This is a genomic window from Faecalibacterium langellae, assembly GCF_002549775.1.
Lineage (GTDB): Bacteria > Bacillota > Clostridia > Oscillospirales > Ruminococcaceae > Faecalibacterium > Faecalibacterium langellae.
This window is the reverse complement of record NZ_NMTR01000016.1, coordinates 132606-158205: the sequence shown is the minus strand read 5'-3', so window position 1 is coordinate 158205 and position 25600 is coordinate 132606. Positions and strand designations below refer to the sequence as shown.

Annotated in this window: 22 protein-coding genes, 1 rRNA gene and 1 riboswitch; of the genes, 3 read left to right on the top strand and 20 right to left on the bottom strand. The window is 59.9% G+C overall.

Features of this window, described 5'->3' with window-relative positions:
* The 13 genes from CGS49_RS06990 to CGS49_RS06930 form a co-directional block, all read right to left on the bottom strand.
* A 16S ribosomal RNA gene (locus CGS49_RS06990) occupies positions 1 to 86 on the bottom strand; the annotation flags it as partial.
* 556 nt (positions 87 to 642) lie between these two features.
* Complete coding sequence (locus CGS49_RS06985) at positions 643 to 1545, bottom strand: CPBP family intramembrane glutamic endopeptidase (RefSeq protein WP_097801155.1); 903 nt, start codon at positions 1543 to 1545, stop codon at positions 643 to 645.
* Positions 1542 to 1853 carry a heavy metal-binding domain-containing protein gene (locus tag CGS49_RS06980; RefSeq protein WP_097801154.1) on the bottom strand — a complete coding sequence of 104 codons (312 nt, stop codon included), beginning with the start codon at positions 1851 to 1853 and terminating at the stop codon, positions 1542 to 1544. The genes CGS49_RS06985 and CGS49_RS06980 overlap by 4 nt, the downstream gene beginning before the upstream one ends.
* A complete protein-coding gene (locus CGS49_RS06975) occupies positions 1834 to 2487 on the bottom strand; it encodes a MerR family transcriptional regulator (RefSeq protein ID WP_097801153.1) in 654 nt (217 codons plus the stop codon). The genes CGS49_RS06980 and CGS49_RS06975 overlap by 20 nt, the downstream gene beginning before the upstream one ends.
* 111 nt (positions 2488 to 2598) lie before the next feature.
* Entirely contained in the window at positions 2599 to 3786 is a 1188-nt protein-coding gene (locus CGS49_RS06970) for a DEAD/DEAH box helicase (protein WP_097801152.1), read from the bottom strand.
* 228 nt (positions 3787 to 4014) lie between these two features.
* Positions 4015 to 4320 carry an HU family DNA-binding protein gene (locus tag CGS49_RS06965; RefSeq protein ID WP_097801151.1) on the bottom strand — a complete coding sequence of 102 codons (306 nt, stop codon included), beginning with the start codon at positions 4318 to 4320 and terminating at the stop codon, positions 4015 to 4017.
* A 219-nt stretch (positions 4321 to 4539) separates the two neighbouring features.
* Entirely contained in the window at positions 4540 to 7791 is a 3252-nt protein-coding gene (gene carB, locus CGS49_RS06960; protein ID WP_097801150.1) for a carbamoyl-phosphate synthase large subunit, read from the bottom strand.
* Between the two features lies 1 nt (position 7792).
* Positions 7793 to 8902, bottom strand: coding sequence for a carbamoyl phosphate synthase small subunit (locus CGS49_RS06955; protein WP_097801149.1), 1110 nt, complete (start codon positions 8900 to 8902; stop codon positions 7793 to 7795).
* Positions 8903 to 8922: 20 nt separating this feature from the next.
* Positions 8923 to 9516, bottom strand: a complete 594-nt coding sequence (gene pyrE / locus CGS49_RS06950; RefSeq protein WP_005944207.1) for an orotate phosphoribosyltransferase — start codon at positions 9514 to 9516, stop codon at positions 8923 to 8925.
* Positions 9517 to 9649: 133 nt separating this feature from the next.
* Positions 9650 to 10576, bottom strand: coding sequence for a dihydroorotate dehydrogenase (locus tag CGS49_RS06945; protein WP_005944201.1), 927 nt, complete (start codon positions 10574 to 10576; stop codon positions 9650 to 9652).
* The gene (locus CGS49_RS06940) at positions 10576 to 11349 is read right to left on the bottom strand and encodes a dihydroorotate dehydrogenase electron transfer subunit (protein ID WP_097801148.1); all 774 of its coding nucleotides are present in this window, start codon (positions 11347 to 11349) and stop codon (positions 10576 to 10578) included. The genes CGS49_RS06945 and CGS49_RS06940 overlap by 1 nt, the downstream gene beginning before the upstream one ends.
* Positions 11330 to 12196 (bottom strand): orotidine-5'-phosphate decarboxylase, encoded by an 867-nt coding sequence (gene pyrF / locus CGS49_RS06935; protein ID WP_097801147.1) that lies wholly within the window; start codon positions 12194 to 12196, stop codon positions 11330 to 11332. Before pyrF ends, CGS49_RS06940 begins: the two co-directional genes overlap by 20 nt.
* 54 nt (positions 12197 to 12250) lie before the next feature.
* Entirely contained in the window at positions 12251 to 13441 is a 1191-nt protein-coding gene (locus CGS49_RS06930) for a dihydroorotase (RefSeq protein ID WP_097801146.1), read from the bottom strand.
* Between the two features lie 464 nt (positions 13442 to 13905).
* On the opposite strand from CGS49_RS06930, the gene epsC reads away from it, so the two are divergent.
* Complete coding sequence (gene epsC / locus CGS49_RS06925; protein WP_097801145.1) at positions 13906 to 14577, top strand: serine O-acetyltransferase EpsC; 672 nt, start codon at positions 13906 to 13908, stop codon at positions 14575 to 14577.
* A gap of 69 nt (positions 14578 to 14646) precedes the next feature.
* Here the strand turns inward: epsC and CGS49_RS06920 are convergent, their stop codons facing one another.
* The 7 genes from CGS49_RS06920 to CGS49_RS06890 form a co-directional block, all read right to left on the bottom strand.
* Complete coding sequence (locus CGS49_RS06920; RefSeq protein ID WP_097801162.1) at positions 14647 to 15066, bottom strand: DUF3842 family protein; 420 nt, start codon at positions 15064 to 15066, stop codon at positions 14647 to 14649.
* Positions 15067 to 15074: 8 nt separating this feature from the next.
* Positions 15075 to 16463 (bottom strand): Sapep family Mn(2+)-dependent dipeptidase, encoded by a 1389-nt coding sequence (locus CGS49_RS06915; protein ID WP_097801144.1) that lies wholly within the window; start codon positions 16461 to 16463, stop codon positions 15075 to 15077.
* Positions 16464 to 16593: 130 nt separating this feature from the next.
* A complete protein-coding gene (locus tag CGS49_RS06910) occupies positions 16594 to 17079 on the bottom strand; it encodes a COG2426 family protein (protein WP_097801143.1) in 486 nt (161 codons plus the stop codon).
* Positions 17080 to 17166: 87 nt separating this feature from the next.
* Positions 17167 to 17919 (bottom strand): exodeoxyribonuclease III, encoded by a 753-nt coding sequence (locus tag CGS49_RS06905; RefSeq protein ID WP_097801142.1) that lies wholly within the window; start codon positions 17917 to 17919, stop codon positions 17167 to 17169.
* Positions 17920 to 17937: 18 nt separating this feature from the next.
* Positions 17938 to 19314, bottom strand: coding sequence for an MATE family efflux transporter (locus CGS49_RS06900; RefSeq protein ID WP_097801141.1), 1377 nt, complete (start codon positions 19312 to 19314; stop codon positions 17938 to 17940).
* A gap of 1046 nt (positions 19315 to 20360) precedes the next feature.
* Positions 20361 to 21635, bottom strand: a complete 1275-nt coding sequence (locus CGS49_RS06895; protein ID WP_097801140.1) for a bifunctional folylpolyglutamate synthase/dihydrofolate synthase — start codon at positions 21633 to 21635, stop codon at positions 20361 to 20363.
* Positions 21636 to 22123: 488 nt separating this feature from the next.
* On the bottom strand, positions 22124 to 22780 hold the full coding sequence (locus CGS49_RS06890; protein WP_275542718.1) for a folate family ECF transporter S component: 657 nt from the start codon (positions 22778 to 22780) through the stop codon (positions 22124 to 22126).
* A 12-nt stretch (positions 22781 to 22792) separates the two neighbouring features.
* Positions 22793 to 22888, bottom strand: a riboswitch (THF riboswitch).
* Between the two features lie 204 nt (positions 22889 to 23092).
* On the opposite strand from CGS49_RS06890, the gene CGS49_RS06885 reads away from it, so the two are divergent.
* Both CGS49_RS06885 and CGS49_RS06880 read left to right on the top strand, forming a co-directional pair.
* Complete coding sequence (locus CGS49_RS06885; RefSeq protein WP_097801138.1) at positions 23093 to 24784, top strand: M3 family oligoendopeptidase; 1692 nt, start codon at positions 23093 to 23095, stop codon at positions 24782 to 24784.
* A gap of 130 nt (positions 24785 to 24914) precedes the next feature.
* Positions 24915 to 25580 (top strand): hypothetical protein, encoded by a 666-nt coding sequence (locus CGS49_RS06880; RefSeq protein ID WP_242975403.1) that lies wholly within the window; start codon positions 24915 to 24917, stop codon positions 25578 to 25580.
* Positions 25581 to 25600: the final 20 nt, after the last annotated feature.

Genomic DNA, 25600 nt, shown 5'->3' with positions numbered 1-25600 from the left:
AGCAAGCTCTCTCTCGCTCGTTCGACTTGCATGTGTTAGGCGCGCCGCCAGCGTTCGTCCTGAGCCAGGATCAAACTCTTTATAAATGATATTTATCACTTTTAAAGTGTTAAATCTTGTTTCGCTCAGCACGCAATCGCTTGCGTCCTGTGTGAATTACTTTTGGAATTGTTTTAAGTGTTTTTCCAAACACATAAAGGTTCCTTACAAGTTTTTCGATATTGTTCAATTTTCAAGGTCCTGTGCGCCTCAGCCTTTCGGCTGACGACCTGTTTATTTTACCACCGAAGTGGTTTTTTGTCAAGTCCTTTTTTCGAAGCTTTTGAACTTTCTGAACTTGAATCGTTCAAGAGTTTCTCGGAACAAACCGGAACATTTGAACGCTCATTGGTTCTTTTCAAGGGCTTCGTGCTGAAGTCATTCTTTTGCCTCAGCGCTTGGCGCTCAAATATAGTACCACATTCAACCCCGTTTGGCAAGCTTTTTTGCAAAGTTTTTCGCCTTTTTTCTTCATTTGTATACAACAGCCAGTTTTTCGTTTCAAACCGACCGGGTTTTGGCTATATTTCCTCACGCTTTCCTATTTATATAATAGCACACAAAAACACCCCGCCAGCCGGTCCTGACGGGGTGTCTGCTGCTTTATTTGTCTTCTTTCATCTGCCGCAGGGTCAGCCAGACGGCCAGCGCCAGCATGGGCAGCATCCCGATCAGGCCAATGGGCATCGGACCCAGCACATTATAATAGGCATCCGCCGGGTAGGTAAGCACCTGTGCGATGCTTGCAATGGCATTGAAGGCACCATGCGCAGCAGCGGGCACCCAGATGCAGCCGGTCTTTTCATAGAGATAGTCCAGCAGGGTGTTGAGGGCAAAGCAGACCACGCACCACACCACAAGGCCCAGCACCGGCGCGCCCAGATAGTGCGTGCCGTACTCGTAGCCGGTGAGCAGCATGATGGGCCAGTGCCACACGCTCCAGATCACGCCGCCCAGCATCCGGCCATTGAGCAGACCGAAGCGCTCTTTCAGGCGGGGCATCATGTAGCCGCGCCAGCCGGCTTCCTCGCCCAGCGCAAAGAACATATTGATGGCCGGGGCCAGCGTGATGGCAACCAGACCGGTTTCCAGAATATAGCTGGCGCTGGACACGCCCAGCTGGCTGCGCAGGGTGGCGGCGTCCATCTCACCGCCGTAAGCCGTCACCAACCAGCTGCCGGAGAGATCCAGCCGGGACGGGAACACCGCAAAGTACAGCACTGCCGCCAGCACCGTGAACACCGCCGGGCCGAACCACGCCGCCAGCCAGTAGCGGCGCTTGCCCTGCACCTTCCAGCCGATGCCGGTGGGCTGGTGCAGAAAGACCTTTTTCACCAGCAGCGTTGCTGCCAGCGGGCAGAACATGCTCACGGCCAGCAGTGCCTGATATGCTGTGGCGTTGCCGTCCCGGATGAGCAGCAGGCTTGCATACACCTGCAGCAGCCACGCCAGACCAAATGCAAACAGGAAATAGAGCCCAAAACCCTGCTTTTCTTTAATACTCATACAAACTTCACCGCCGTTCCATAAGCGATCACTTCCGCCGCGCCCTGCATGACGCTGGCCGAGGCATAGCGCATGCCCACAATGGCATCTGCGCCCAGCGCTTCGGCGTCTTTCACCATGCGGCCGGTGGCGATCTGCCGGGCCTCGGTGAGCATCTCGGCGTAGTCGGTCACCTCGCCGCCCACCAGCGTGCGGAACCCGGCCATCATGTCATGGCCCAGGTTGCGGCTCTGCACGGTGCTGCCGCGCACCACGCCCAGCGCTTCGAGCTTTTTGCCGGGGACTTCGTTAATAGTTACGATAAGCATCTTCTTCTCCCTTTCCGATCTCCTCAATGCGGTCCAGCAGCACCTTCAGCGTGCCCACGATGCACCCCGCCGGGATGCCCAGCAGTACGATGACAAGGGGCAGCGGCGGCGCGCCCTGCGGGTCCGTGTAGAAAGCCCACGCCATGGTGGCAATGATAAAGGCCATCAGCGCCGTGAACAGCCCGGCCCCCACCAGCGCTCCTTTGATGCGCTCCGCTTTTCGGTCTGTGCGTTCAATGTTCACAAAAGTCACTCCCTGTTCCTCGCGTGCAGCAAGGCGCGCAAGCGTCTGCTCCACATCCAGCTCATTGAGGCTGACGGTGTCCTTCTCAAGCATCTCGCAGAAACCGATGGCCTCGTTCAGGTCCTTTCGGCGGGTGCTCAGACGTTCCAGCTGCAGGGCCATGCCCTCGGCCAGCGTCTTGCGCCCCTCCAGCATTTCCCGGATCTCCGCCAGAGGCACATCCAGCTTGCGCAGCAGCTTGATGCGGCGCAGGCGTTCCACATCCGCCTGCGAATAGCTACGGTAGCCGTTGCCCGGCTCGCGGCTGGGGGTGATAAGCCCCTCCTCCTCGTAAAAGCGGATATTCTTTTTGGTCACGCCCACGGCGGCTTCCACTTCGTTGATCTTCATGGTGTCCGTCAGCCTCCTTACACGCACAGCTTACACCTTCCAGAAAGGGGAAGGTCAAGTGTTTTTTGAAAAAAGCCCTTTTCCAAGCAGAGAAAGGCTTTTGAAACGCGATTAGAAATAGCACTTGATCTGGAAACGGTCGGCGTTGTCCTGCTTTTTCTCCACCACGATGTGCTCATGGTTAAAGTCGAAGTGCACCGGGGTACACAGGTCGGTGTTGCGGGTCAGGCGCAGCAGCTCCTGCACCCGCTTTTTCTCCTCCGACACATAGAACAGGTAGCTCACGCCCTCTTTTTTGGCGCGGCCGGTGCGGCCGATGCGGTGGGTGTAATGTTCGTTCTCGCTGGGCACGTCGTAGTTGATGACGGCATCCACATCCGACACGTCGATGCCGCGGGCGGCCACATCGGTGGCCACCAGAATGGCCAGCTTGCCGTCGCGGAAGGCCTGCATGATCTGGTTGCGCTCCTTCTGGGAGAGGTCGCCGTGCAGGCAGTCCACCGAGAAGCCCAGCCGGGCCAGCTGGTTTGCCAGCGTGGCGGTGTTGAACTTGGTATCGCAGAACACCATCACACGCTTGTAGCCCTCGCCGATGATGATCTGGGCAAGGTCCGAGAGCTTGTTGCGGCCGGAGGTCTCCAGCATGTACTGGGTGATCTTGGGCTGGCTCTCCTCTTTGGGCTGGACGGTGATCTCCTCGGCGTTGTGCTGGTACAGCCAGCCGATGTCCATCACCTCGCGGCTGATGGTGGCCGAGAACATGGAGAGGGCCTTGCGGGCCTTCATCATCTCAATGATATGCCGCACATCCTTGTAAAAGCCCATGTTCAGCATTTCGTCGGCCTCGTCCAGCACAATCTGGGTCACATGGGAGAGGTCGATGTTGTGGTGCTTATAGTGGTCCATCAGGCGGCCCGGCGTTGCCACCACGATCTGGCAGCCCTCGGCCAGGCGCTTGGCCTGCTTTTCCATGTTGGCACCGCCGTACACGCAGGCCACCTGCACCTCGGGCATGAAGTAAGTGAGGTTCGTCAGCTCCTCGGCGATCTGCTGGGCCAGCTCGCGGGTGGGGGCCATGATGACGGCCTGGGGGTACTTGTTCTCCGGCTGGATATGCTCCGCCACCGGGATGCCGAAGGCGCAGGTCTTGCCGGTGCCGGTGGGGGCCTTGGCGATGACGTCATGCCCGGCCAGCATAACGGGGATGGTCTTTTCCTGGATCTCGGTCATTTCGGCAAAGCCCATGCGCTCCACGGCCTGGCGGATGGCTTCGCTGCACTGCAGTTCACTGTAAAGCATCTGATTCTCCGTTCCTTTGTCCTTTTATATTCTGAACCCAGTATAGCATGAAATGCCGCGCTTGTCAGCAGATTCTTAACGAACTCCTTCCGTCATCGCTAACGCGATGCCACCTCCCTCAAAGAGGGAGGCTTTTCCGCACGGCGAGGCTCCCTCTCCGAGGGAGTTCCAAACAAAAAGAGCTGCGCCCCGAGTGGAGGGCACAGCTCTTTGCATTTGATTTGAGAATCAGACAGCTTCTTCGGTCTTCTCGTCCTTGCCGGCTTCCAGCTTCTGCTTGAAGCGGCCGCTGGCCTTGAAGCCGGGGATGGAGGTGGACTCCAGACGGCTGGAGACCTTGGTCTTGGGGTTGGTGTAAGCCTTCGGCTTGCGGGGACGCATCTCGAAGCGGCCAAAGCCGGCGATGGTCACCTTCTCGTCTGCGCGCAGGCAGTCGGCGATCTGATCAAACATTGCATCCATCGTGGTTTCAACCTGTGCTTCGGTGAAGCCGGTCTTGCGTGCCACGGTCTCGATCATCTGGGAACGGGTCATGTATCTATATCCTCCTGGAGTGTCCAAAAGTAACGTCTTTTGGCAAATTTTGCGTTGTTGAGTATAACATATTCTGCACACGCTTTTCGATGCATTGCGCACAAAACGTGTTTTATTGCGCACGAACTACATTCAAATCCGTGCACTCCGCACAAACACAGCGCCCACCGTTTTGGCGGGCGCTGCAAATCGCGGTTTTAGGAGTAATTCGCGGGGTAATTATTTGCGGTGGTACAGCGTGGCGATATCCACCAGCGGGATGTTCTCCAGGCTGTGGTCGCTGCGCAGGCAGTTCACCAGAGCGTTGGCGGTATCCACGGCGGTGATGCAGGGGATGCTCAGCTCCACGGCCTTGCGGCGCAGACGCACCGAGTCGCGCTTGGGGTCGCGGCCCTTGGCGCTGGTGGAGAACACATAGTCCACCAGACCGCTCTGCAGCAGGTCCACGATGTTGGGCGACTCGCCGGACATGGGGCGCACTTCGTTGCAGGGCACCATGTGCTTGTTGAGCCATGCACAGGTGCCGGAGGTGCCGTACAGCTTGTAACCCATGCTCTTGAGCTTCCATGCAATGTCCACGAACTCGGGCTTGTCGCTGTCCTTCACGGTGAAGATGCAGCAACTGGCCGGGCCGGGGGTCTTGAAGGTGTAGCCCGCGCCGATCAGGCCCTTGAGCAGGGCATCATGGAAGTTGGGCGCAATGCCCAGCACTTCGCCGGTGGACTTCATCTCGGGGCCGAACTGGGTGTCCACGCCGTGCAGCTTTTCAAAGCTGAACACGGGCACCTTGACGGCCACATAGGGTGCGTTGGGGTGCAGTCCGGTGCCGTAACCCATATCGGTGAGCTTCTCGCCCAGGCAGCAGCGCACAGCCAGGTCCACCATGGGCACACCGGTGACCTTGGAGATGTACGGCACGGTACGGGAAGAACGGGGGTTCACCTCAATGACGTACACCTTGCCGTTGGAGACAGCGTACTGCACGTTGACAAGGCCCGTGACATGCAGTTCGCGGGCAAAGCGGCCGGTGTAGTCCACCATGGTGTCGATCTCGGCCTGGGTCAGGTGCTGGGCCGGGTAGACACAGATCGAGTCGCCGGAGTGCACGCCGGTGCGCTCCACCTGCTCCATGATGCCGGGGATGAGGAAGTTTTCGCCGTCGCAGATGGCGTCCACTTCGCACTCGGTGCCCATGATGTACTTATCCAGCAGCACAGGGTGGTCCATGTCCACATGCTCGGTGATGACGCCCATGTACTCGATGACGTCCGCCTTGGTGTAGGCCACGATCATGTTCTGGCCGCCCAGCACATAGGAGGGGCGCATCAGCACCGGCAGGCCGATCTCGTCGGCAGCGGCCAGCGCTTCGTCCAGATTGAAGACGGTGCGGCCCGGGGCACGGGGGATCTTGCAGCGCTCCAGCAGTTCGTCAAAGCGCTCCCGGTCCTCGGCCTCGTCGATGGCGTCCGCCGGGGTGCCCAGAATGGGCAGGCCGATCTCGTCCATGTGCTTGGCCAGCTTGATGGCAGTCTGGCCGCCGAACTGCACCACGCAGGCGTCCGGCTTCTCGGTGGCGATGATGTTGTCCACGCTCTCCGGGTTCAGCGGGTCGAAATACAGGCGGTCGCCGGTGTCAAAGTCGGTGGAGACGGTCTCCGGGTTGTTGTTGACCAGAATGGCTTCGCAGCCGTGCTTTTTCAGGGTCCACACGCAGTGCACCGAGCAATAGTCGAACTCGATGCCCTGACCGATGCGGATGGGGCCGGAACCAAAGACCAGGACCTTCTTTTTCTTGGGTTCGCCCTTGGCGGCAGCTTCGGCTTCCTTCTCGGCAATGAACTCGGCGGCTTCGTTGTCGCCGTCGTAGGTGGAGTAGAAGTAGGGGGTGTTGGCCGAGAACTCGGCGGCGCAGGTATCCACCATCTTGAAACCGGCACGGTAGTTCTCCACGGGGAGCTTGTCCACCTGTGCCAGACGCTTGATGGTCTTATCCTGGAAGCCGTACTTCTTGGCGGTCTTGTACTGCTCAAGGCTCAGCTGGCCGTTGCACTTGGCAAGGCCGTTTTCGAGGTTGGCCAGATGCTGCATCTTATCGAGGAACCACCAGTCGATCTTGGTGATGCGGTAGATGGTCTGGTGGTCGATGCCGCGCTTCAGGGCCTCATACACGCAGAACACACGCTCGGCATCCTGCACATGCAGGTGCGCCACGATCTCGTCATCGGTCAGCTCCTCAAAGGGCTTGTGGGTTAGGGTGTCCATGCCCAGCTCGATGGAGGAGACCGCCTTCATCATGGCAGCCTCGAAGCTGTTGCCGATGCTCATCACCTCGCCGGTGGCCATCATCTGGGTGCCCAGAGACTTGTCGGCGTAGACGAACTTATCAAACGGCCACTTCGGGTACTTGACCACGATGTAGTCCAGGGCCGGCTCAAAGCAGGCGCAGGTCTTGCCGGTGACGTCGTTGGTGATCTCGTCCAGCGTGTAGCCGATGGCGATCTTGGTGGCCACCTTGGCGATGGGGTAGCCGGTGGCCTTGGAAGCCAGAGCGGAAGAACGGGACACACGGGGGTTGACCTCGATGACCGCATAGTCAAAGCTGTCCGGCTTCAGGGCAAACTGGCAGTTGCAGCCGCCCTCAATGCCCAGCTCGGTGATGATGTCCAGCGCGGCGGTGCGCAGCATCTGGTACTCGTGGTCGGTCAGGGTCTGGGAAGGTGCCACGACCACCGAGTCGCCGGTGTGGATGCCCACGGGGTCAAGGTTCTCCATGTTACACACGGTGATCACGTTGCCCTTGTGGTCGCGCATCACCTCGTACTCGATCTCTTTCCAGCCGGCGATGCACTTTTCCACCAAAATCTGATGGATGGGGGAAAGACGCAGGCCGTTGGTGCCGATCTCGATGAGTTTTTCCTTGGTCTCGCAGATGCCGCCGCCGGTGCCGCCCATGGTAAAGGCCGGGCGCACGATGACCGGGTAGCCGATGCGGTTGGCACAGGCCAGTGCGTCCTGCAGGGTCTCCACAACCTCGGAGGGGATGATGGGCTGGTGCAGCTTTTCCATCGTCTCCTTGAACAGCTCACGGTCCTCGGCGCGGTCGATGGTCTCGGGCTTGCAGGCCAGCAGGCGGATGCCGGTGCGGTCCAGATAGCCGGAACGGGCCAGCTCCATGGAGAGGTTCAGGCCCATCTGGCCGCCGAGGTTCGGCAGCACGGAGTCCGGCTTTTCAATATCCAGAATGCGCTCCACGACTTCCAGCGTCATGGGCTCGATGTAAACATGGTCGGCCACGTCCGGGTCGGTCATGATGGTTGCGGGGTTGGAGTTGAGCAGAACGGTCTCGATGCCCTCTGCTTTCAGGGCGCGGCAGGCCTGCGTGCCGGAGTAGTCGAACTCGGCAGCCTGACCGATGATGATGGGGCCGGAGCCAATGACCAGCACTTTTTTGATTCTAGGGTCCTTCGGCATTTCAGCGTGCCTCCTTTTTTGCTGCTTTGACGTTGTTCAGGAAGCGGTCGAACAGGAACTCGGTGTCTTTGGGGCCGCCGTTTGCTTCCGGGTGGAACTGCACGGTAAAGCAGTTCCACTTCTTATATTTGATGCCCTCACAGGTGCCGTCGTTGGCGTTCACCTGTGCCACCTCGCCCATCTCGGCGGGCAGCTCATCGCCCACAACTGCATAGCCGTGGTTCTGGCTGGTGATGAAGGTGCGGCCGGACTCAAAGTCGGTCACAGGCTGGTTGGCACCGCGGTGGCCGTACTTGAGCTTCATGGTCTTGGCACCGGCGGCCAGAGCGCTCAGCTGGTGGCCCAGGCAGATGCCGAAGGTGGGGATGTTCAGCTCGAAGATGTGCTTGAGGTTCTCAATGACCTCCACGGGCTCTGCCGGGTCACCGGGGCCGTTGGACAGCATGATGCCGTCCGGGTGCAGGGCTGCCACTTCCTCGGCGGTGGCAAAGGCGGGCATGACGGTCACCTTGCAGCCGCGCTTGACAAGGCAGCGCACGATGTTGCGCTTGCAGCCGTAGTGCATCAGCACGATGTGGGTCTCGCCCTGCGGGTTGAACACCTCGGGCTCGGCACAGGTGACGTTCTTCACGGCGTCGGTGACGGCGTAAGCGCGAATTTCTTCGAGCAGCTTGTCCGTCTCGGCCTTGTTGGCCGGGTCGGCCGGGTCAAAGGTGGTGAGGATGGCACCGTTCATGACGCCGCTCTCGCGGATGATACGGGTCAGGTGGCGGGTGTCGATGCCCTCAATGCCGATGGTGTTGTTCTTTTTCAAAAAGCTGTCCAGCGTTTCCTCGCAGCGCCAGTTGGAAGGCGTGGTGCAGGCTTCGCGCACGATGTAGCCCTTGGCCCAGATCTTATCGGACTCCATGTCGTCCTTGTTCATGCCGTAGTTGCCGATGAGAGGGTAGGTCTGGGTGATGATCTGGCCGTAGTAGCTGGGGTCGGTCAGGGTCTCCTGAAAGCCCACCATGCCGGTGGCAAAGACCACTTCGCCCACGGTGACGCCCTCGGCACCCACGGACTGCCCGGCAAAGACCATGCCGTTTGCCAAAAGAAGATATGCGTTCATAGTTTTCCTCGCTTCAACCATTACAGGGTCTGCTTTGCTTCCTGCTTCATCTTGCGGCTGCCCAGGTGCACCAGCGGCAGCTTGCCTTCCTTGCAGATGGGGCACTCCTCCGGTGCGTAGTTGGGCAGGTCCAGCTTGAGGGCGCTTGCCACGATGGGAATGGGCGACGGAGCCTCGGGCTTGGTGCGGTCCACCACGCAGGTGATACCCACGCAGATGCCGCCGTTCTCTTCGATCACGCGCTTGGTCTCCAGAGAGGAGATGCCGGTGGTGACCACATCCTCGGCGATGAGGCACTTCTCACCCGGATGGATGGCGAAGCGCTTCAGGGTCATCACATTGTCCACGCGCTCGGTGAAGATGGCGCGCTTGCCGGTCTGGCGGGCCAGCTCGTAGGCGTACACGATGCCGCCCATGGCCGGGCCGACGATCACATCCACGTCCATTTCCTTGACCTTATCTGCCACGGTCTTCATGACCTCGGCGCAGCGGTCCGGGTACTGCTGCAGGTAGGCCATCTGGCAGTATGCGCTGGAATGGCGGCCGGAGGACAGCAGGAAGTGGCCTTCCAGGAACGCGTCACAGCTCTTCAGGATCTCAAGTGCTTCACTCATTGTACTTCTCCCTCTCTTTTATAAAAATGTCTTTTGAACGGTATTGTACCACGCTTTTGCGTGATTTGCAAATTTATGCGGCGGCTTTGTTTTTATGCGTATAAATTAGCATTTTGCTGGTATATCAATCGGATTATTCAGCATTCCGGGCACATCCGCGGATCTCGTCCAGCGTTTTCACGCCGTTCTTGTCCATCCATGCGGCCATCTCGTCGGCAATGGTCTCCATGGCGCGGGGGTTGGCAAAGTTTGCGGCACCCACCTGCACCGCCGCAGCACCGGCCATGATGAACTCCAGTGCATCGCGGCCCGTGGCGATGCCGCCCAGACCTACCACCGGGATGTTCACAGCGCCCACGGCCTGCCACACCATGCGCAGGGCGATGGGCCGCACCGCCGGGCCGGACAGGCCCGCAAAGATGTTGTTGAACACCGGGCGGCGCTTTTCCAGATCGATGGCGCAGGCCTGGAAGGTGTTGGTCAGGCTGATGGCATCCGCACCGGCGGCTTCCACGGCCTTGCACATCTCAGGGATGTTCTCGGCCTGCGGGCTCAGCTTGACCATCAGGGGCTTTTTGCAGGCAGCGCGCACCATGCGCACCACCTCACCGGCAGCTTCGGCTTTCACGCCGTAGGCCATGCCGCCCACCTTGACGTTTGGGCAGGAGATGTTCAGCTCCACGATGTCCACTGCGCTGTCGCTCAGCATCGCGGCACCTTCCACATACTCTTCCTCACTGTGGCCGCCAAGGTTGGCAATGGCCACCGTGCCGTACTTCTGCTTCAGTTCCAGCATCTCGGGCAGCTCCACGTCAATGAAGTGCTGCACGCCAGGGTTCTGCAGGCCAATGCTGTTGATGAGGCCGGAGGGGGTCTCCCACAGGCGCTCGCCCTTGTTGCCGTACTGGCCGTGCAGGGTCAGGCCCTTGCCGGAGATGCCGCCGATCTTGGCAAAATCAGCCAGCTCTTCGTACTCCACGCCGTAGCCCACCGTGCCGGAAGCGCCGATGACTGGGCTGTTCATCACAAAACCCAGCAGGTTCGTTTTCAGGTCTGCCATCAGAAGAACACCTCCGTTGCGTCAAATACCGGGCCGTTCTTGCACACGCTCTTGCCCTCGCCGCCCTTGGTCTCGCAGGTGCAGCCAAGGCAGGCACCAATGCCGCAGGCCATTTTCTTTTCCATGCTCACAAAGCAGGGGGTGCCTTTCTCGGCACACAGGCGGGCGGCATTGCGCATCATGACCGTGGGGCCGCACACCAGCACCACGTCGTAGTCGGCGGGGTCGTACAGCTGGGTGACAAAGCCGTGGAAGCCCACCGTGCCAGTGTCAGTGGACACCTTGACGAGCTTTGCAATGGGGCGATAGTCCTCCATGCAGTAGGGTGCATCCCGGAAGCCGAAGAATACGTCCGGCTTCACGCCCTCCGCCGCCAGCTCGCGGGTGAGCTGGAACATGGGCGCGGTGCCGATGCCGCCGCCCACCACGGCGATCTTCTGATACTTGCTCACGATATCCGGCACATCAAAGCCGTTGCCCATGGGGCCGGTGAGCTGGAATTTATCGGTCATTTTCAGCTGGGCGATCTTCTCGGTGCCCTCGCCCACCACCTGATACAAAAACTCGATGGTGCTGCTGTCCGGGTTCCAGCGGTGCACGCTGATGGGCCGGGACAGGAAGGGCGCTTCGTCCGCGCCCCAGGCACGCAGGGTGAAGAACTGGCCTGCGTGGGGCACATGCTCGTGGTCGGGCCAGACCACCGTCAGCAGGCGGATGTCCGGTGCAATGACCTCATTGCGCAGGACGGTGGCTTCACAGCAGGCTGCACGCATGGGCAATGGCCTCCTTCATATTCACGCACTCGTTGTAAGCGGCTTCGTCAAAGGCAACGCCCGGCTGCTTTTTGTAAGCCAGCAGGATGCCGCGGCTGGAGTTGACCACACCGCCGTTGCCCTTGCTCAGGTACTGGGCAATGTCCTCGGCCTTGCCGCCCTGTGCGCCGTAGCCGGGGATCAGGAAGAAGCTGTCCTGATACTTGGCGCGGATCTCGGTGGCTTCCTCGATGTGGGTGCCGCCGATGACCAGACCGATGGAGGAGTAGCCGTGCTCGCCCATGTAGTCCTTGCCCAGAGCGTTCAGCTTGTCGCCCACCAGATCGTAGACGTGGCGGCCGTCGGCCAGCTTCTCGTACTCAAAGTCCTTGGCACCGCCGTTGGAGGTGCGGCACAGCACGAACATGCCCTTGCCCTGCTTTTCGGCGTAGGGCAGGTAGGGGCTGATGGAGTCCAGACCCATGTAGGGTGCCAGAGTGACGAAGTCGGCCTCGAAGTCGCCGGTAAAGTGGCCCATGGCGTACATCTCGGCGGTCTTGGCAATGTCGCCGCGCTTGATGTCGGCGATGACCGGGATGCCAGCCTCGCGCACAGCCTTCAGGGTATCGGCGTAGGCCTTCAGGCCCTCCATGCCCAGAGACTCGTAGTAAGCGATCTGCACCTTGTAGCAGCCTGCCACAGCCTTGGTGGCATCAATGAGCTTCTTGTTGAAGCGCACGATGTTCTCGCCCTTGGTCAGGGTGCTGTCCACAAAATCGGCGGGCAGATAGCTGAAGTCGGTGTCCAGACCCACGCACACCGGGCCGCGGGCTTCCACAGCTTCGTACAGTTTATCCATGTTCGTCATTTGGGTGTCCTCCTGTAAGTCGTATTTATAGAAAATAAATTGTAACTATGGGTTTTACTCCTCGGCCTGATAGGTGATCTTACCGCCCTTGATGGTGGCGCAGACCTTGCCGTACAGCTGGGCACCGTCGAACGGGGTGTTGTGAGATTTGGAGTGCAGCTTGTCCTTGTCCACGGTGTAGGGGGTATCCAGATCCACCAGCACAAAGTCCGCATCGTAGCCCGGCTCCAGCTGGCCCTTGGCAAGGCCCAGAATTTCTGCCGGGCGGGTGCTCATCAGGTGCACCAGCACTTCCAGCGGCAGGCCCTCCTGCTTGCAGAGCTTGGTGTAGCACACGCCGAAAGCCGTCTCGCTGCCCACCATGCCGGCCATGCCCTTGAGCTTATCTTCCTCGGAGTGAGGGGCGTGGTCGGTGGCAATGGCATCCACGATGCCGCTGCGGATGCCGTCCACCAGCGCCTGCACATCGTCGGCGGTGCGGATGGGCGGGTTCACGCGGTAATCGCAGGTGTCATTGGTGAACCACAGGTGGTGCGGGGTCACCTCACAGGTGACCGGGGCCCCGTGCAGCTTTGCCATCTGGATGGCATCCAGCGCACCCCGGGTGGACACATGGCACATGTGCAGCTTTGTCTGGTAATATTCGCTCAGCCAGCAGTTGCGCACGGTCTCGATGTCCTCAGCCAGACGGTAGTCCCAGGGGCTGATTTCCATATCCTCGGCGTGGCTCATCACGGTGATATCCTTCTGGGTGCAGATGGCAAAGGCCCGGGCCATCGTGGCGTTGTCCTGCACGCCGTGGCCGTCCTCGGTGATGAACTTGACGCTGGCGGGCAGGGTCTTGAGGTGGTCGATGCTCTTGCCGTCAAAGTTCTCGGTGATGGAGACAGTCTGGTTCACGTCGCACAGGCCCACTTCGGCGGCCTTCTGCTCCACCATCATGGCCTGTGCCGCCGAGGAGCAGACGGGCTTCGTGTTGGGCATCAGGTTCACGAAGGTGTAGCCGCCTGCGGCGGCGGCGCGGCTGCCGGTCTCGATGTCTTCCTTATACTCAAAGCCCGGGGTGCGCCAGTGGCAGTGCAGGTCCACAAAGGCGGGCAGCACGGTCAGGCCGCCCGCGTCGATGACAGTCTCATTTTCTCCTGCCAGCGCTTCCAGTTCCTGGCCCACGGCGGCGATCTTGCCGTCCTTTACAAAAATCTCCAGCGGTCGTCCTTCGGTGTTCACAGCGTTTACCAGCAGCATCGCGGTCCCCTCCTGTAGTCAGCATGTTTTGAGCGGCATCTGCCCGCAAACGGGCAAAAAAAAAACTTTTCCCATAAAGGGAAAAGCTCACTTCACAAAAAAAGGAAACAACGAACCCACGGCAAAACCGGACGCGAACTGCTTGTTCAGTTTGGTGCACATCGCGCTTTTCTGCATGGTGCTGTCTCCTTTTTGTATTTGCAATTTCTTCTTAATATTTTAGCATAGAAACGCGAAATGTGTCAATGCTTCCGGGGGTGTTTTGTTGCAAAAAGGTTTGCCGCTTCCCCCTCTGTTTTTTAGCTACTCTACCCAAAACCGCTCTTTTCCTGCACTTTGACGGGTTAGTCGTGCCAATTCCTAGCATATCACTGTACATTCCAAACCTGCTGTGCTATTATAATAAGGTCAGGAGAGTTTGCCTGTGTTTCCGGAACAGGCATCAGGAAAGAGAGGACATCCCCATGGGTTTGTTGGACGACGCACGGAACATCCAGCGCAAGGACCCCGCCGCGCGCAGCGTGCTGGAGGTCATTCTGCTGTACCCGGGCTTTCACATTCTGGTGTACCACCGCATTGCACATTGGCTGTACCAGCACAAGCGGTTCTTCCTCGCCCGGTGGGTCAGCCAGCATGGCCGCCGCCGCACCGGCATCGAGATCCACCCCGGCGCTACCATCGGCAAGTGCCTGTTCATCGACCATGGCATGGGCATCGTGTTCGGCGAGACCACCGAGATCGGCGACAACTGCACCATCTATCACGGCGTCACCTTAGGCGGCACCGGCAAGGACGCCGGTAAGCGTCACCCCACCCTGGGCAACAACGTGCTGATCGGCGCGGGCACCAAAGTGCTGGGCCCGGTGTACATCGGCGACAACTCCCGCATCGGTGCCGGCAGCGTGGTGCTGCGCAACCTGCCCGCCAACTGCACCGCCGTGGGCGTGCCCGCCGAGGTGGTGCGCATCAACAACAAGGCCGTGAACCCGGCGGACGATCTGGACCAGCAGGACCTGCCGGATCTCGTGGCCCAGCGTCTGACCGATCTGGACCGCCGCCTGGGCGTGCTGGAAAACGCCGCCCAGGGCGACACCCCGCCCACAGCCGAGCAGATCGCCGCCCGGCAGAAGCCGTAATTTTCGACAGACAGCAAAACGCCCTTCCGACACAACGCATCGTATCGGAAGGGCGTTCTTTTTCGGTATTCAGCAGCCTTCCCCGTTGCAGAGGGCCTTCACCTTCTGCACCGCAGCGGCCACAAGGGCGCTGATGGGCTGGTCGGGCACGCCGACGATATAATTTTCACAGTGGTTCACCGGAATGAGCACCCGGGTGGCACTGCTCTGGCACACGGCCGTGGCCATGGCGGGGGTGATCTCTCCCAGCAGCGCATCTGCGATGACGATGCCGATGGGCCCCACGATAATATCCGCACGGCGGCAGTTCACCACCACGGCATTCTCGCCGGTGGCGGCGCGCTGGGCACCGGCTTTCAGCATGGCGTTGGCCGCCAGACTGTTGGTGCCCACAGCGGTGAGCTGGGCTTCCGGGCACTGGGCGCTGAGGGCAGCCACCAGTTGTCTGCCCAGGCCGCCGCCCTGTCCGTCAATGACAAGCACATTCACCGGCTGCATCAGAAGTCGATCTCCTCAAGGCGCAGCAGGGCGATGATATAGATCTTCACGGCTTCCAGCAGCTTGTCGATGGGTGCTGCCTCGTTGGCACCGTGCATCGGGCCGCCGAACTCCGGCAGCGGCAGGTCCACATGCTCGGGGCCAAAGCTGACCGCATAGGGGAAGTGGCGGGCGTAGGTGCCGCCGCCCATGGTGAAGGGCTTGGCGTTCTCGCCGGTGACCTCATTGTAAGTGTTGATGCAGGCCTGGATGGCCGGGCTGTCGGCTTCAATATAGAACGGCTCGGCAGCGGTCACATCCTGCAGCTCGGCACCGTCGCCCAGAGCAGCGCGGATCTGCTTTTCCATGGTCTCGCCGTTGGTGCAGGTGGGGAAGCGGCTGTCCATGGTCTGATAAATGCGGCCATCCTGCATATAGATGCGGCCGCCGATGACGGTCAGCGGGCCGAAGGGGCCGTCGGCGCAGTTGATGCCCAGACCTTCACCTGCGGTGGAAGCGTGCAGCTTGCGGATGGCTTCCAGATAAGCGCGCTCGGCGTCGTTGCACAGGCCGTTGTCCAGCAGGTAGTTTGCCACCAGACCAATGGCGTTCACGGTGCCTTCCGGCATGGCGGCATGACCGGACTTGCCCCAGCCGCGGATGCGCACGCCGTCGCCTTCCGGTTCCAGCGTGATGTTGGGGGCATTCTTCAGCTTGGAGATGTCGGTCTTGACCAGTGCACTGGCGCGGTCCGGCACGGCGTTGTTGGCCACACCGCCCTCAAAATCCACGATCACACCGTTGCACACCGGGCTGACGATCTTGGCACCGAACAGGCCCTTCTCACCGTTGCACACCGGGAACTCCGCATCCGGGGTGAAGCAGAAGGCCGGGGCCGGGTAGTTCTTCAGGTAGTAGTCCACATCCTGCATGTGGGTCTCCTCGTTGTCGCCGATCAGCGCACGGATGGGGTAGCGCAGCTCATAGCCCTGCTCCTTGAGGAACTTCAGGGCATACAGGGTAGCCACCATGGGGCCTTTGTCGTCGGCAACGCCGCGGCCCAGCAGCCAGCCGTCCTGAATGCGCATGGTGAAGGGGTCGGCCGTCCAGCCGTTGCCCACGGGCACCACGTCCACATGGCAGATGGTCGCCAGATACTTTTCAGGGTCTTTGCCGGCCAGCTCTGCATAGCCGATGTAGTTTTCGCAGTTGCGGGTGGCAAAGCCCATGCCCGCAGCCAGCTCCAGCGTCTTGTCCAGCGCTGCACGGGGGCCTGCGCCGAAGGGTGCACCCTCTTCCGGGGTGCCCTCTACGCTGTTGACTGCCACCAGAGCGGCGATATCCTTCAGCAGCTGTTCCTTGTTTTGCGCAATATATGCGTCGATTTTCTGATTCAGTGCCTGATCCATGATCTTATCGTTCCTTTCTGTCCGGCAGCTTTTCGCCGCCGGTTTCAAAACACTTTTTTATTTTAGCATACTCAGCGGCAAAATGCCATTGTCAATTGTTGTTCTTTACCGGAACACAGTCTTTTTTTCCTCAGCCCACCGAGAACAGGCTGCTCAGTGCGCCCAGCAGGCCCGCACTGGCCAGACCCATGATGACGCCCGCCAGCAGCACGCCGCCCATGCAGGCCTTGACCACGTCCTTGAACTTCATATCCAGGATGGAGCCTGCCAGCGTGCCGGTCCATGCGCCAGTGCCCGGCAGCGGGATGCCCACGAACAGCAGCAGCGCCAGCGGCAGGCCGCGGCCCGCCTTGGCTTCCAGTGCGCGTCCGCCTTTTTCGCCCTTGTTGATGCAGAAGCGGCAGATGGGCCCGACGAGGGGCTTGTGATAGCCCCAGATGAGGAACTTGCGGGCAAACAGGTAGATGAACGGCACCGGGATCATGTTGCCGATGACGCACACCAGATAAGTGGGCAGCACCGGCAGGCCCATGCCCAGCCCGATGGGGATGGCACCGCGCAGCTCAATGATGGGCACCATGGAAATGAAAAACACCAGCAGATAATTCTTGAGCATAGCTTCTCCTTTTTCTTGGCTCTCCCTCTGGGAGAGCGGACAAAGCCGATGGGCTTTGGCTGAGAGGGCGATTCTTTCTGAAAAAGCTTACAGGTCGATGTCCAGCTCCACCGGGCAGTGGTCCGAGCCGAAGATCTCGTTGTGGATCTCGGCCGCACGCACTTTTTCGGCGATGCGGCGGGAAACGATAAAGTAATCAATGCGCCAGCCCGCGTTCTTCTCCCGGGCGTGGAAGCGGTAGCTCCACCAGCTGTACTTCACCTCATCCGGATGCAGCAGGCGGAAGCTGTCGGCAAAACCTGCGTCCAGCAGTTCGGTCATCTTGCCGCGCTCCTGATCGGTGAAGCCTGCACTCATGTGGTTGGTCTTGTCGTTCTTGATGTCGATCTCCCTGTGGGCCACGTTCAGATCGCCGCACAGGATCACCGGCTTTTTCGCATCCAGCGCCAGCAGGTAGGCCCGGAAGGCGTCCTCCCACTCCATGCGGTAGTCCAGCCGCTTCAGGCCGTCCTGGCTGTTGGGGGTGTAGCAGTTCACCAGATAGAACCCCGGGTATTCCAGTGTCAGCACCCGGCCCTCGTGGTCGTGCTGCTCGATGCCGATGCCCATAGTCACGGCCAGCGGCACCTCACGGCACCAGCATGCCGTGCCGGAGTAGCCCTTTTTCTCGGCCGAATAGGTGTACTCGGTGTAGCCGTCCGGGGCAAAGTCGGCCTGACCGGGCTGCATCTTGGTCTCCTGCACCGAGAAGATGTCGGCGTCCAACTGCGCAAAGCTCTCGGCAAAGCCGTGGGTCAGGCAGGCGCGCAGGCCGTTGACGTTCCAGCTGATGAGTTTCATGCACTTCTCCTTTTATAGTTATGCGTGATATTTGTTCTTCCATACACCGCTGCGGAAGCGGGCCACAAAGCAGATGACGCGGCACACCCAGTCGATGACCATGGCGATCCACACGCCCACAGCACCCCAGCCCAGCTGCACGCACAGCAGATAGCTGAAGCCCAGACGCCACACCGCCATGCTCAGGATGGACACCAGCATGGTAAATTTCACGTCGTTGGCGGCACGCAGGGCGTTGGGCAGCACGAAGGACACCGGCCACAGGAAGATGGCGCAGCCCGCGTGGATGCGCACCAGCGTTTCGGCCAGCACCATGGTCTCGCCGGACAGCGCATAGATATTGACCAGCTGCGGCAGGAAGATAAGGATGGCACCGTTGAAGACGCCCATGGTAATGTAGGCCCACCCCGTGAGCTTGCGGGTATAATAGATGGCCTGTTCGCTGTCGCCTGCGCCCACACAGCGGCCCACCACCGTGATCATGGCAAGGCCAATGGCCTGGCCGGGGATGCAGCCCATACCGTCGAGGTTGTTGGCCACGGCGTTGGCCGCGATCTGCACGGTGCCAAAGGCGGAGATCATGCTCACCACCAGGATGCGTCCGGCCTGGAACAGGCTGTTCTCAAAGGCCGACGGGATGCCGATGCCGAGGATGCGTTTGGTCATGCGGGCGTCCAGTCGGGTGGTTTTGGGCACATTCAGCGCCTGACCCTTCTGGTAGCACTTGCCCAAAATCAGCACGGCCGCCACCACACGGGAGATAACGCTGGGCCATGCGACGCCGTCCACGCCCATCTTCAACCCGAAGATGCACACCGCGTTGCCCACGATGTTGATGATGTTCATCAGGATGCTGATCTGCATGGAAATTTTCGAGTTGCCCATGCTGCGGTAAAGCGCCGCGCCGCCGTTATAAAGCGCCAGGAACGGGTAGCTCAGAGCGATGATCTTTAAGTACAGCACGCTGGCCTCCAGCACGTCCGGCGCAATGGAGCCATAGCACAGCCGGATCATGGGCCGCGCAAAGAAGAAGCACACCGCGCCCACCAGCACGCCGAACACACCGCTGAGCAGGATCAGCTGGCCGGAACTCCGGTCGGCGTCCTTCTGCTCCCGCGCGCCCAGAAACTGGCTCACCACCACCGCGCCGCCGGTGGCCAGCGCCGCAAACAGCACGATGATGAGCTGGTTGATCATATCCACCAGACTGACGCCCGAGATGGCCGCCTCGCCGCAGCGGGACACCATCATGGTATCGGCCATGCCCACGGTCACTTCCAGCAGCTGCTCCACCAGCAGCGGGCCGGTCAGCCGCAGCAGTTCCTTTTGGGTAAACAGCGGTTTTCTGCCGCCGAACAGCGGCGCTTTTGCCCCGCTGGCAACCTGTTCTGCCATTTAAAAAAATACTCCTTTCCCGGTCCGGAGCCCTCTGCTCCGTCCCCTCCCGTCTGCCGCAAGCCGCAGACCTATCCATTATGCATCCATCTTAACACACCATTCTGCTCTTGTAAAGAACTGCGCATCCCCTGTGGATCTTTTGCACGCCGCCGGCGTTCCCGGTACATTTGGGCTTGTTCGTCAGTTTGCCGGGAACTTTTTGTTAAATTTGTGCGTTTCACCGAAAATGCGATTTTTCGCATGTTTTTTGGTGAAAATTTGAAAAAAGGGCTTGTAATTCTTTTTGAAACGTGGTATGTTGTATCCAACAAAGGCACCGTGTTGGATACATTGGCTTCTCAGAGCGGTCTGCGCTCACCCCGGGCACCTTTGTTCTGAAACTGCTATTTTCTTCATTTACCTTCTTATCATTTACCCTGCCTGCCCTGCAAAGGGCAAGAAAAGCGATGACTCAACCTGCACGAGTCACCGCTTTTTCTTTTTGTTATCGGAAGATGCTTCCCGCGCAGAGCGTAGTCGCGTGTCTGAAATTTTGCGCCTTTTGCAAAAGGCATTGCCGCCGGATATGTTCTCTTTTGCGTGCCAAAAGAGAACCAGAAAGGACGGCGGTGCCCGCAGGGCATGAAAGCCCCAGTGGGGCTTTTAAGCCGCAGACCGGTTTGCGTAGCAAATACCGCGCGTTCAGCGCGGCAAGGTCTCCGCTACTTTCGAGGCGCGGGAGGCACGAACTAGGGGCTACTCGCCCCTAGTAACCCCAATGCTGTTGGGCTCCATACAAAAAATCCAAGTCGCTTCGCTAAAGGATTTTTTGTGTTGCGCCGATTTCAAGTCGCTTACGCGACGAAACGCAAGGGCAACAGCATATTTTCATGCTGACGCGAATGCTCCCGCAGGGAGCCAGCGTCAGCAAATACCGTTTGCCGTTACGACCTTTCCCGTGAAAAAGCAAATCAGGAATGACCGCAGTCATTCCTGATTTGTAATATTAAAAATAATTTTTCCGCTAATATTGCCAAAGCGAACGCGGCGGCAATTCCAAATCTTCAGCCTTTTGCAAGCTTTGCAAACGCTTCCCGTACATCGCCGGAAAAATACAGCGTCCCCAGCGCGCACACCGGGCCTTTGCCGCCCAGTTCCACCGCACGGGCCACACCCGCTTCGATGGACGCCGCGGCTTCTGCCGTGCAGCCGTAATGGCGGATATGCTGTGCCAGCGTTTCGGCAGGCATGGCGCGGGGCGTGTGCGCCGCCACCGTCACGAACCGCACCGCCAGCGGGGCCAGCAGGCTGAGCATCTCGTCCACATCCTTGTCCGCCATGATGCTTATCAAAAAGACGAACTTCTGCCCGGGGAAGCGGTCTTTCAGGCTCTGCACGGTGGCGCGCATCCCGTGGGCGTTGTGACTGCCGTCCAGCAAAAAGGCGGGCTGGTGCCGCAGCAGCTCGAAGCGGCCCGGCCAGCTTACGGTCTCAAGGCCGGTGCGGATGGCGCTCTCCGGGATGTTCCAGCCATGGGCACGCATCACCCGCAGCGCCGTGATGGCCAGCGCGGCGTTGCGCGGCTGATAGCTGCCGATGAGCGGCAGGCGCACACCGTTCAGCCCGTCGAAGTCGAACTCCACCGCATCGAGGTTTCCACCATCGTACTGCAGTTTGTTGAAATCCACCTCCGTCAGGGCGGCATGCTTCTCAGCACAGACGCGGCGGATCACGGCGTCCGCTTCCGGCACGCCGCCGTAGCTCACCACCGGGCAGCCCTCTTTGATGATGCCCGCCTTCGCGGCGGCAATGTCCGCGATGGTGGGGCCCAGCTCCTTCACATGGTCCATGCCCAGCGCCGTGATGACCGCGCACGCCGGCGGGTCAATGACATTGGTGGAGTCCAGCGTGCCGCCGAGGCCCACTTCCAGCACCACGATATCGCACTTCTGCTGGGCAAAATAGAGCATGCCCAGCGCCGTGATGATCTCGAACTCGGTGGGCACATCCTGCATGGCGTCGGCGGCAGGCTGCACCTGCTCCACCAGCCGCACCAGCGCGTCATCCGAAATTTGCTCTCCGTTCACCTGAATGCGCTCGTTGAAGCGGTTGATGAAGGGCGAGGTGTACAGGCCCACCCGATAGCCCGCTGCCTGCAGGCAGGACGCCACCATGGCGGCGGTGCTGCCCTTGCCGTTGGTGCCCGCGATGTGCACGAATTTCAGCTGCTTGTGCGGGTCGCCCAGGGCGGCCAGCAGGGTGCGGGTGCGGGTCAGACCGGGCTTATGGCCGGCCCATTGAACGGCATGGATGTATTGCAGGGCTTGTTCGTAGTTCATAGGTACTGCCTCTTTTTAAGGTCACGATTTAGAATGCCCTCCGTTTCACTCTGGGCATATTCAGCGGAAATAATATTTTTATAATTTGTAAATCCGAAACGACTGCGGTCGTTTCGGATTTACTTTTTTCACGGGTAGGGGTTATAACGGTCAACTGCATATGCTGCTGTCAGCCTGCGGCTGTCGCGCAGCAGATAGAGCTCAAGCTTATCCTCACGGCTCGTCGCGTAGCGACTCTAAATCGGCGGAACACAAAAAATCCTCTAGCGAAGCGATTTGGATTTTTTGTATGGAGCCTTTCTTCTTTGGGATTATCAAGGGCGAGCAGCCCGTGATTCGTGGGTCCAGCGCGTCGAAATCGCTGGTGGTTTTCTGGTTCTCTTTTGCCATCAAAAGAGAACATATCCGGCGGCAATGTTTTTTATAAAAGCCATTAAATCTGCCCTACGCGGAATCGCTCTGCACGGGAAACCCGGCCCAGCGAATCGTTACTTCTTCGCCAGCTTCATCAGGCTGCGATTTTCCAGCAAAATGCGCAGCAGCACGGTGTTCACCGCCGCCAGCACGATCGCGTTCGGGATGCGGGTCAGCAGCACGCTCCATGCGTAACCGTAGAAGATGCGCAGGGCCAGCGAGTTGATGACCATGGAGCCCACAAAATGACCCAGCAGCACACTGATCTGCAGCCGCAGACCGGTGCGCAGGTTAGGCAGCTTCTGCCATGCATACCCCGCCACAAGGCCGATGGCACCTGCGCCCAGCGTGATGAGCGGGTTGATGGCGTAACCGGCCAGCACGCTGCCGATCATGTCGGCCACCACCCCCACGGCAAAGCCTGCCCACGGGCCGAACAGCAGGGCCGCCAGCAGCACCGGCAGGCTGCCCAGATTGAACCGCACAAAGCCGGTGGAGATGCTCAGCACCCGGCTGAACACGATGCTCATGGCCACCAGCAGGGCCATCATGGTGAGGGTACGGACGGAAGTTTTCGAGTCGTTCATATCAACTGTCCTCCTTATAAAAGGAATACCGGGCGGGCAGTCTAACCAAATAGAAACGCCCTCCCTGTGACAAACCGCACAAAGGAGGGCGTGAATCCAACAACTTTCACTTCCGGGCAAGGCGGCAGACCGTCTCGCCTGCACCCAAGTCCATGCAGCAGCGGGATGCAGACCATGCACCGCGGGTACACCTTCGTCCACAGCACAACTCCCCGTTGATGCGGCACTTAACGCACATGGTCTTACTCTGTTGATACTTTTATTATAGTCCTTTTGCGGCAGTCTTGCAATCACTCGCGTGGACAACTTTGCCAAAATGCATCGTCAAATTTTGGTGCATGTGCATAGCATCTGCCGGGTTTTGCCCTGCGTCCCCTTTTCATTTGCCGCAGAACGTGGTAAGATGAACCTGACATTTATAATGTGGAGTTTTCTCCCGGAAAGGAATGTTCCCCCATGAAATTCAATGAAATGCCCTATACCCGCCCGGACATCGACGCCCTGCTGGCCCGCTGCAAAGAGCTGGCCGCCAGGGCTGCTGCCGCACCGGACGGCGACGCCCTTGTAGCGCTTTACTATGAGCAGAGCGAAGCTTTTGCCGAGTACAACACGGCTTCTCAGCTGGCTAACATCCACTACACCTGCGACACCCGCGACGCATACTGGAAGGCCGAGCAGGACTTCTTTGACGCCAACGGCCCCGCCGTGACCAACGCCAGCGTGGAGATCAGCCGCGCCTTCCTCGCAAACCCGCATGTGGACGCCCTGACGGCAAAATTCGGCACTACCTGTGTGGCCGGCATGAAGAACGCCGTGCTCAGCATGGACGACCGCACCGTCGAACTGCAGCAGCAGTTCAATGCACTGGTGAGCAAATACCAGCAGATCTACGGCGGCGCACTGGTGGAACTGGACGGCAAGCAGCTCACCATCCCGCAGCTGGGCCCCTACAAAGAGGACCTCGACCCCGCCGTGCGCCGCGCCGCCTACGAGGCCGAAGCCGGTTATTTCGACGCGCATCGCGATGAACTGGATGCGCTGTACGGTGAGATCGTCAAAAATCTGAACACACAGGCCAAGGTTCTGGGCTATAAGGACTACAGCGAACTGTCCTACGTGCGTATGAACCGCATCGGCTATGGTCCCGAGGAGATCAAGAAGTTCCGCGACCAGGTGGCAAACGATGTGGTGCCCCAGCTGCAGAAGGTCATGGCCATGCGTGCCAAGCGCACCGGCATCGCCCACCCCACCTTCACCGACCTGCCCATCATGTTCAAGGACGGCAACCCCAAGCCCATCCCCGGCTACGAAGCCCGCATGAGCGCCGCCCGCACCATGTACCACGAGCTGAGCCCGGAAACGGCCGAGTTCATCGACTTTATGCAGGACAACGAGCTGTTCGATGTGGAGAGCCGCCCCGGCAAGATGTCCGGCGGCTATATGACCAGCCTGCCCAGCTACAAGGCCCCCTTTATCTTCGCCAACTGGAACAACACCTCCGGCGATGTGGATGTGCTGACCCACGAGTGCGGCCACGCTTTTGAAGGCTATGTGGCCGAGCGCAACCCGGAGGTCCCCGCCGACCTCGAGTGCCCCGGCATGGAGAGTGCTGAGATCCATTCCATGGCCATGGAATTCCTCACCGCACCCTGGCACCACCTGCTGTTCGGCAAGGACACCGATAAATATGCCCTGCTCCACGCTGAGGACAGCTTTGTGTTCCTGGCCTACGGATGCGAGGTGGACGAGTTCCAGCACATCATGTACCAGAACCCGGACCTGACCCCCGACCAGCGCAACGCCGAGTGGCTCAAGCTGGAAAAGAAGTACCGCCCGTGGATCGACTTTGCCGATCTGCCCTTCTATGGCCGCGGTGCAGGCTGGCAGCGTCAGCTGCACATCTACGAGTGCCCCTTCTACTATATCGACTACTGCCTGTCCACCATGGCGGCCCTGCAGTTCTTCCTGCTGAGCCTTACCGACCACAAGGACGCATGGCAGCGCTATCTGCGTCTGGTGCGCCGCGCCGGTCTTGCCAGCTACACCGAGCTGCTCCAGACTGCCGGGCTGAAGGTGCCCTTCGAGGACGGCAGCATCAAGGGCATTGCCCAGCAGATGACCGACTGGCTGGAAGCCCATCAGGTGTAAAAAAGTCGTTTCGTGTCGTTCTGCGGGCCTTTCGTGCAGTTCCCGGCCGCAGTGGGCGTCCGCCTGCTATACTCAGGGCAAAGAACCCCGCTGCCGCATGGCAATGGAACTGGAAAGGAGCCCTGTTTTTATGAAACTGTCTGCATGGTCCAAGCGCCTTCTCGCCGGTGTGTGCACGGCCGCCCTGCTGGCGGGCGGTGCCTCTGCGCTGGCCCTCAGCCCCGCCGCACTGCCCACGCCGGAAGCGCTCTCGGTCACAAACGTCTCCGACGCACAGCTGCGCGCCGCCCTGTCCAAGCTGGCCGTCGTCTACAGCAGCGACACCCATGGCTGGCAGGTTTCCAGCCCCTACGAGGACGCAAGCCTGAGCAGCGCTTCCTGCGGGCTGTACCCCTATCTGTTCCTTTCGCAGGACGACGCCACCGTCTCCCTCACGCTGGGCATGAGCTGCTTTGCCGCCCAGAAGATGGAGCTGCAGTCCATCCGCGTGGAGACCAAGGACAGCACCTACAATTTCACCTGCGACGACCAGTACGACGGCGGCTATGACGCCGACCTCAAATCCTGGTTCGATTTTGAATTCTTCGCCATGGACGACCACGCCGAATATCTGACCGAGTGGGCCGCCGCCAAGAGCGTCACCGCCACCTTCACCGGCAAGGACGGCTCCACCAAGGCCTACACCCTGACCAAGGATAACCTGCAGGCCATCCGCGACATCATGGCCGCCTATACCACCCTGCTGGATTCCGACGCCTCCACTGCCCAGAGCGTGCTGAGCAGCCTGGCAAAGTAATTTTTCCCGCTGCCGCAAAG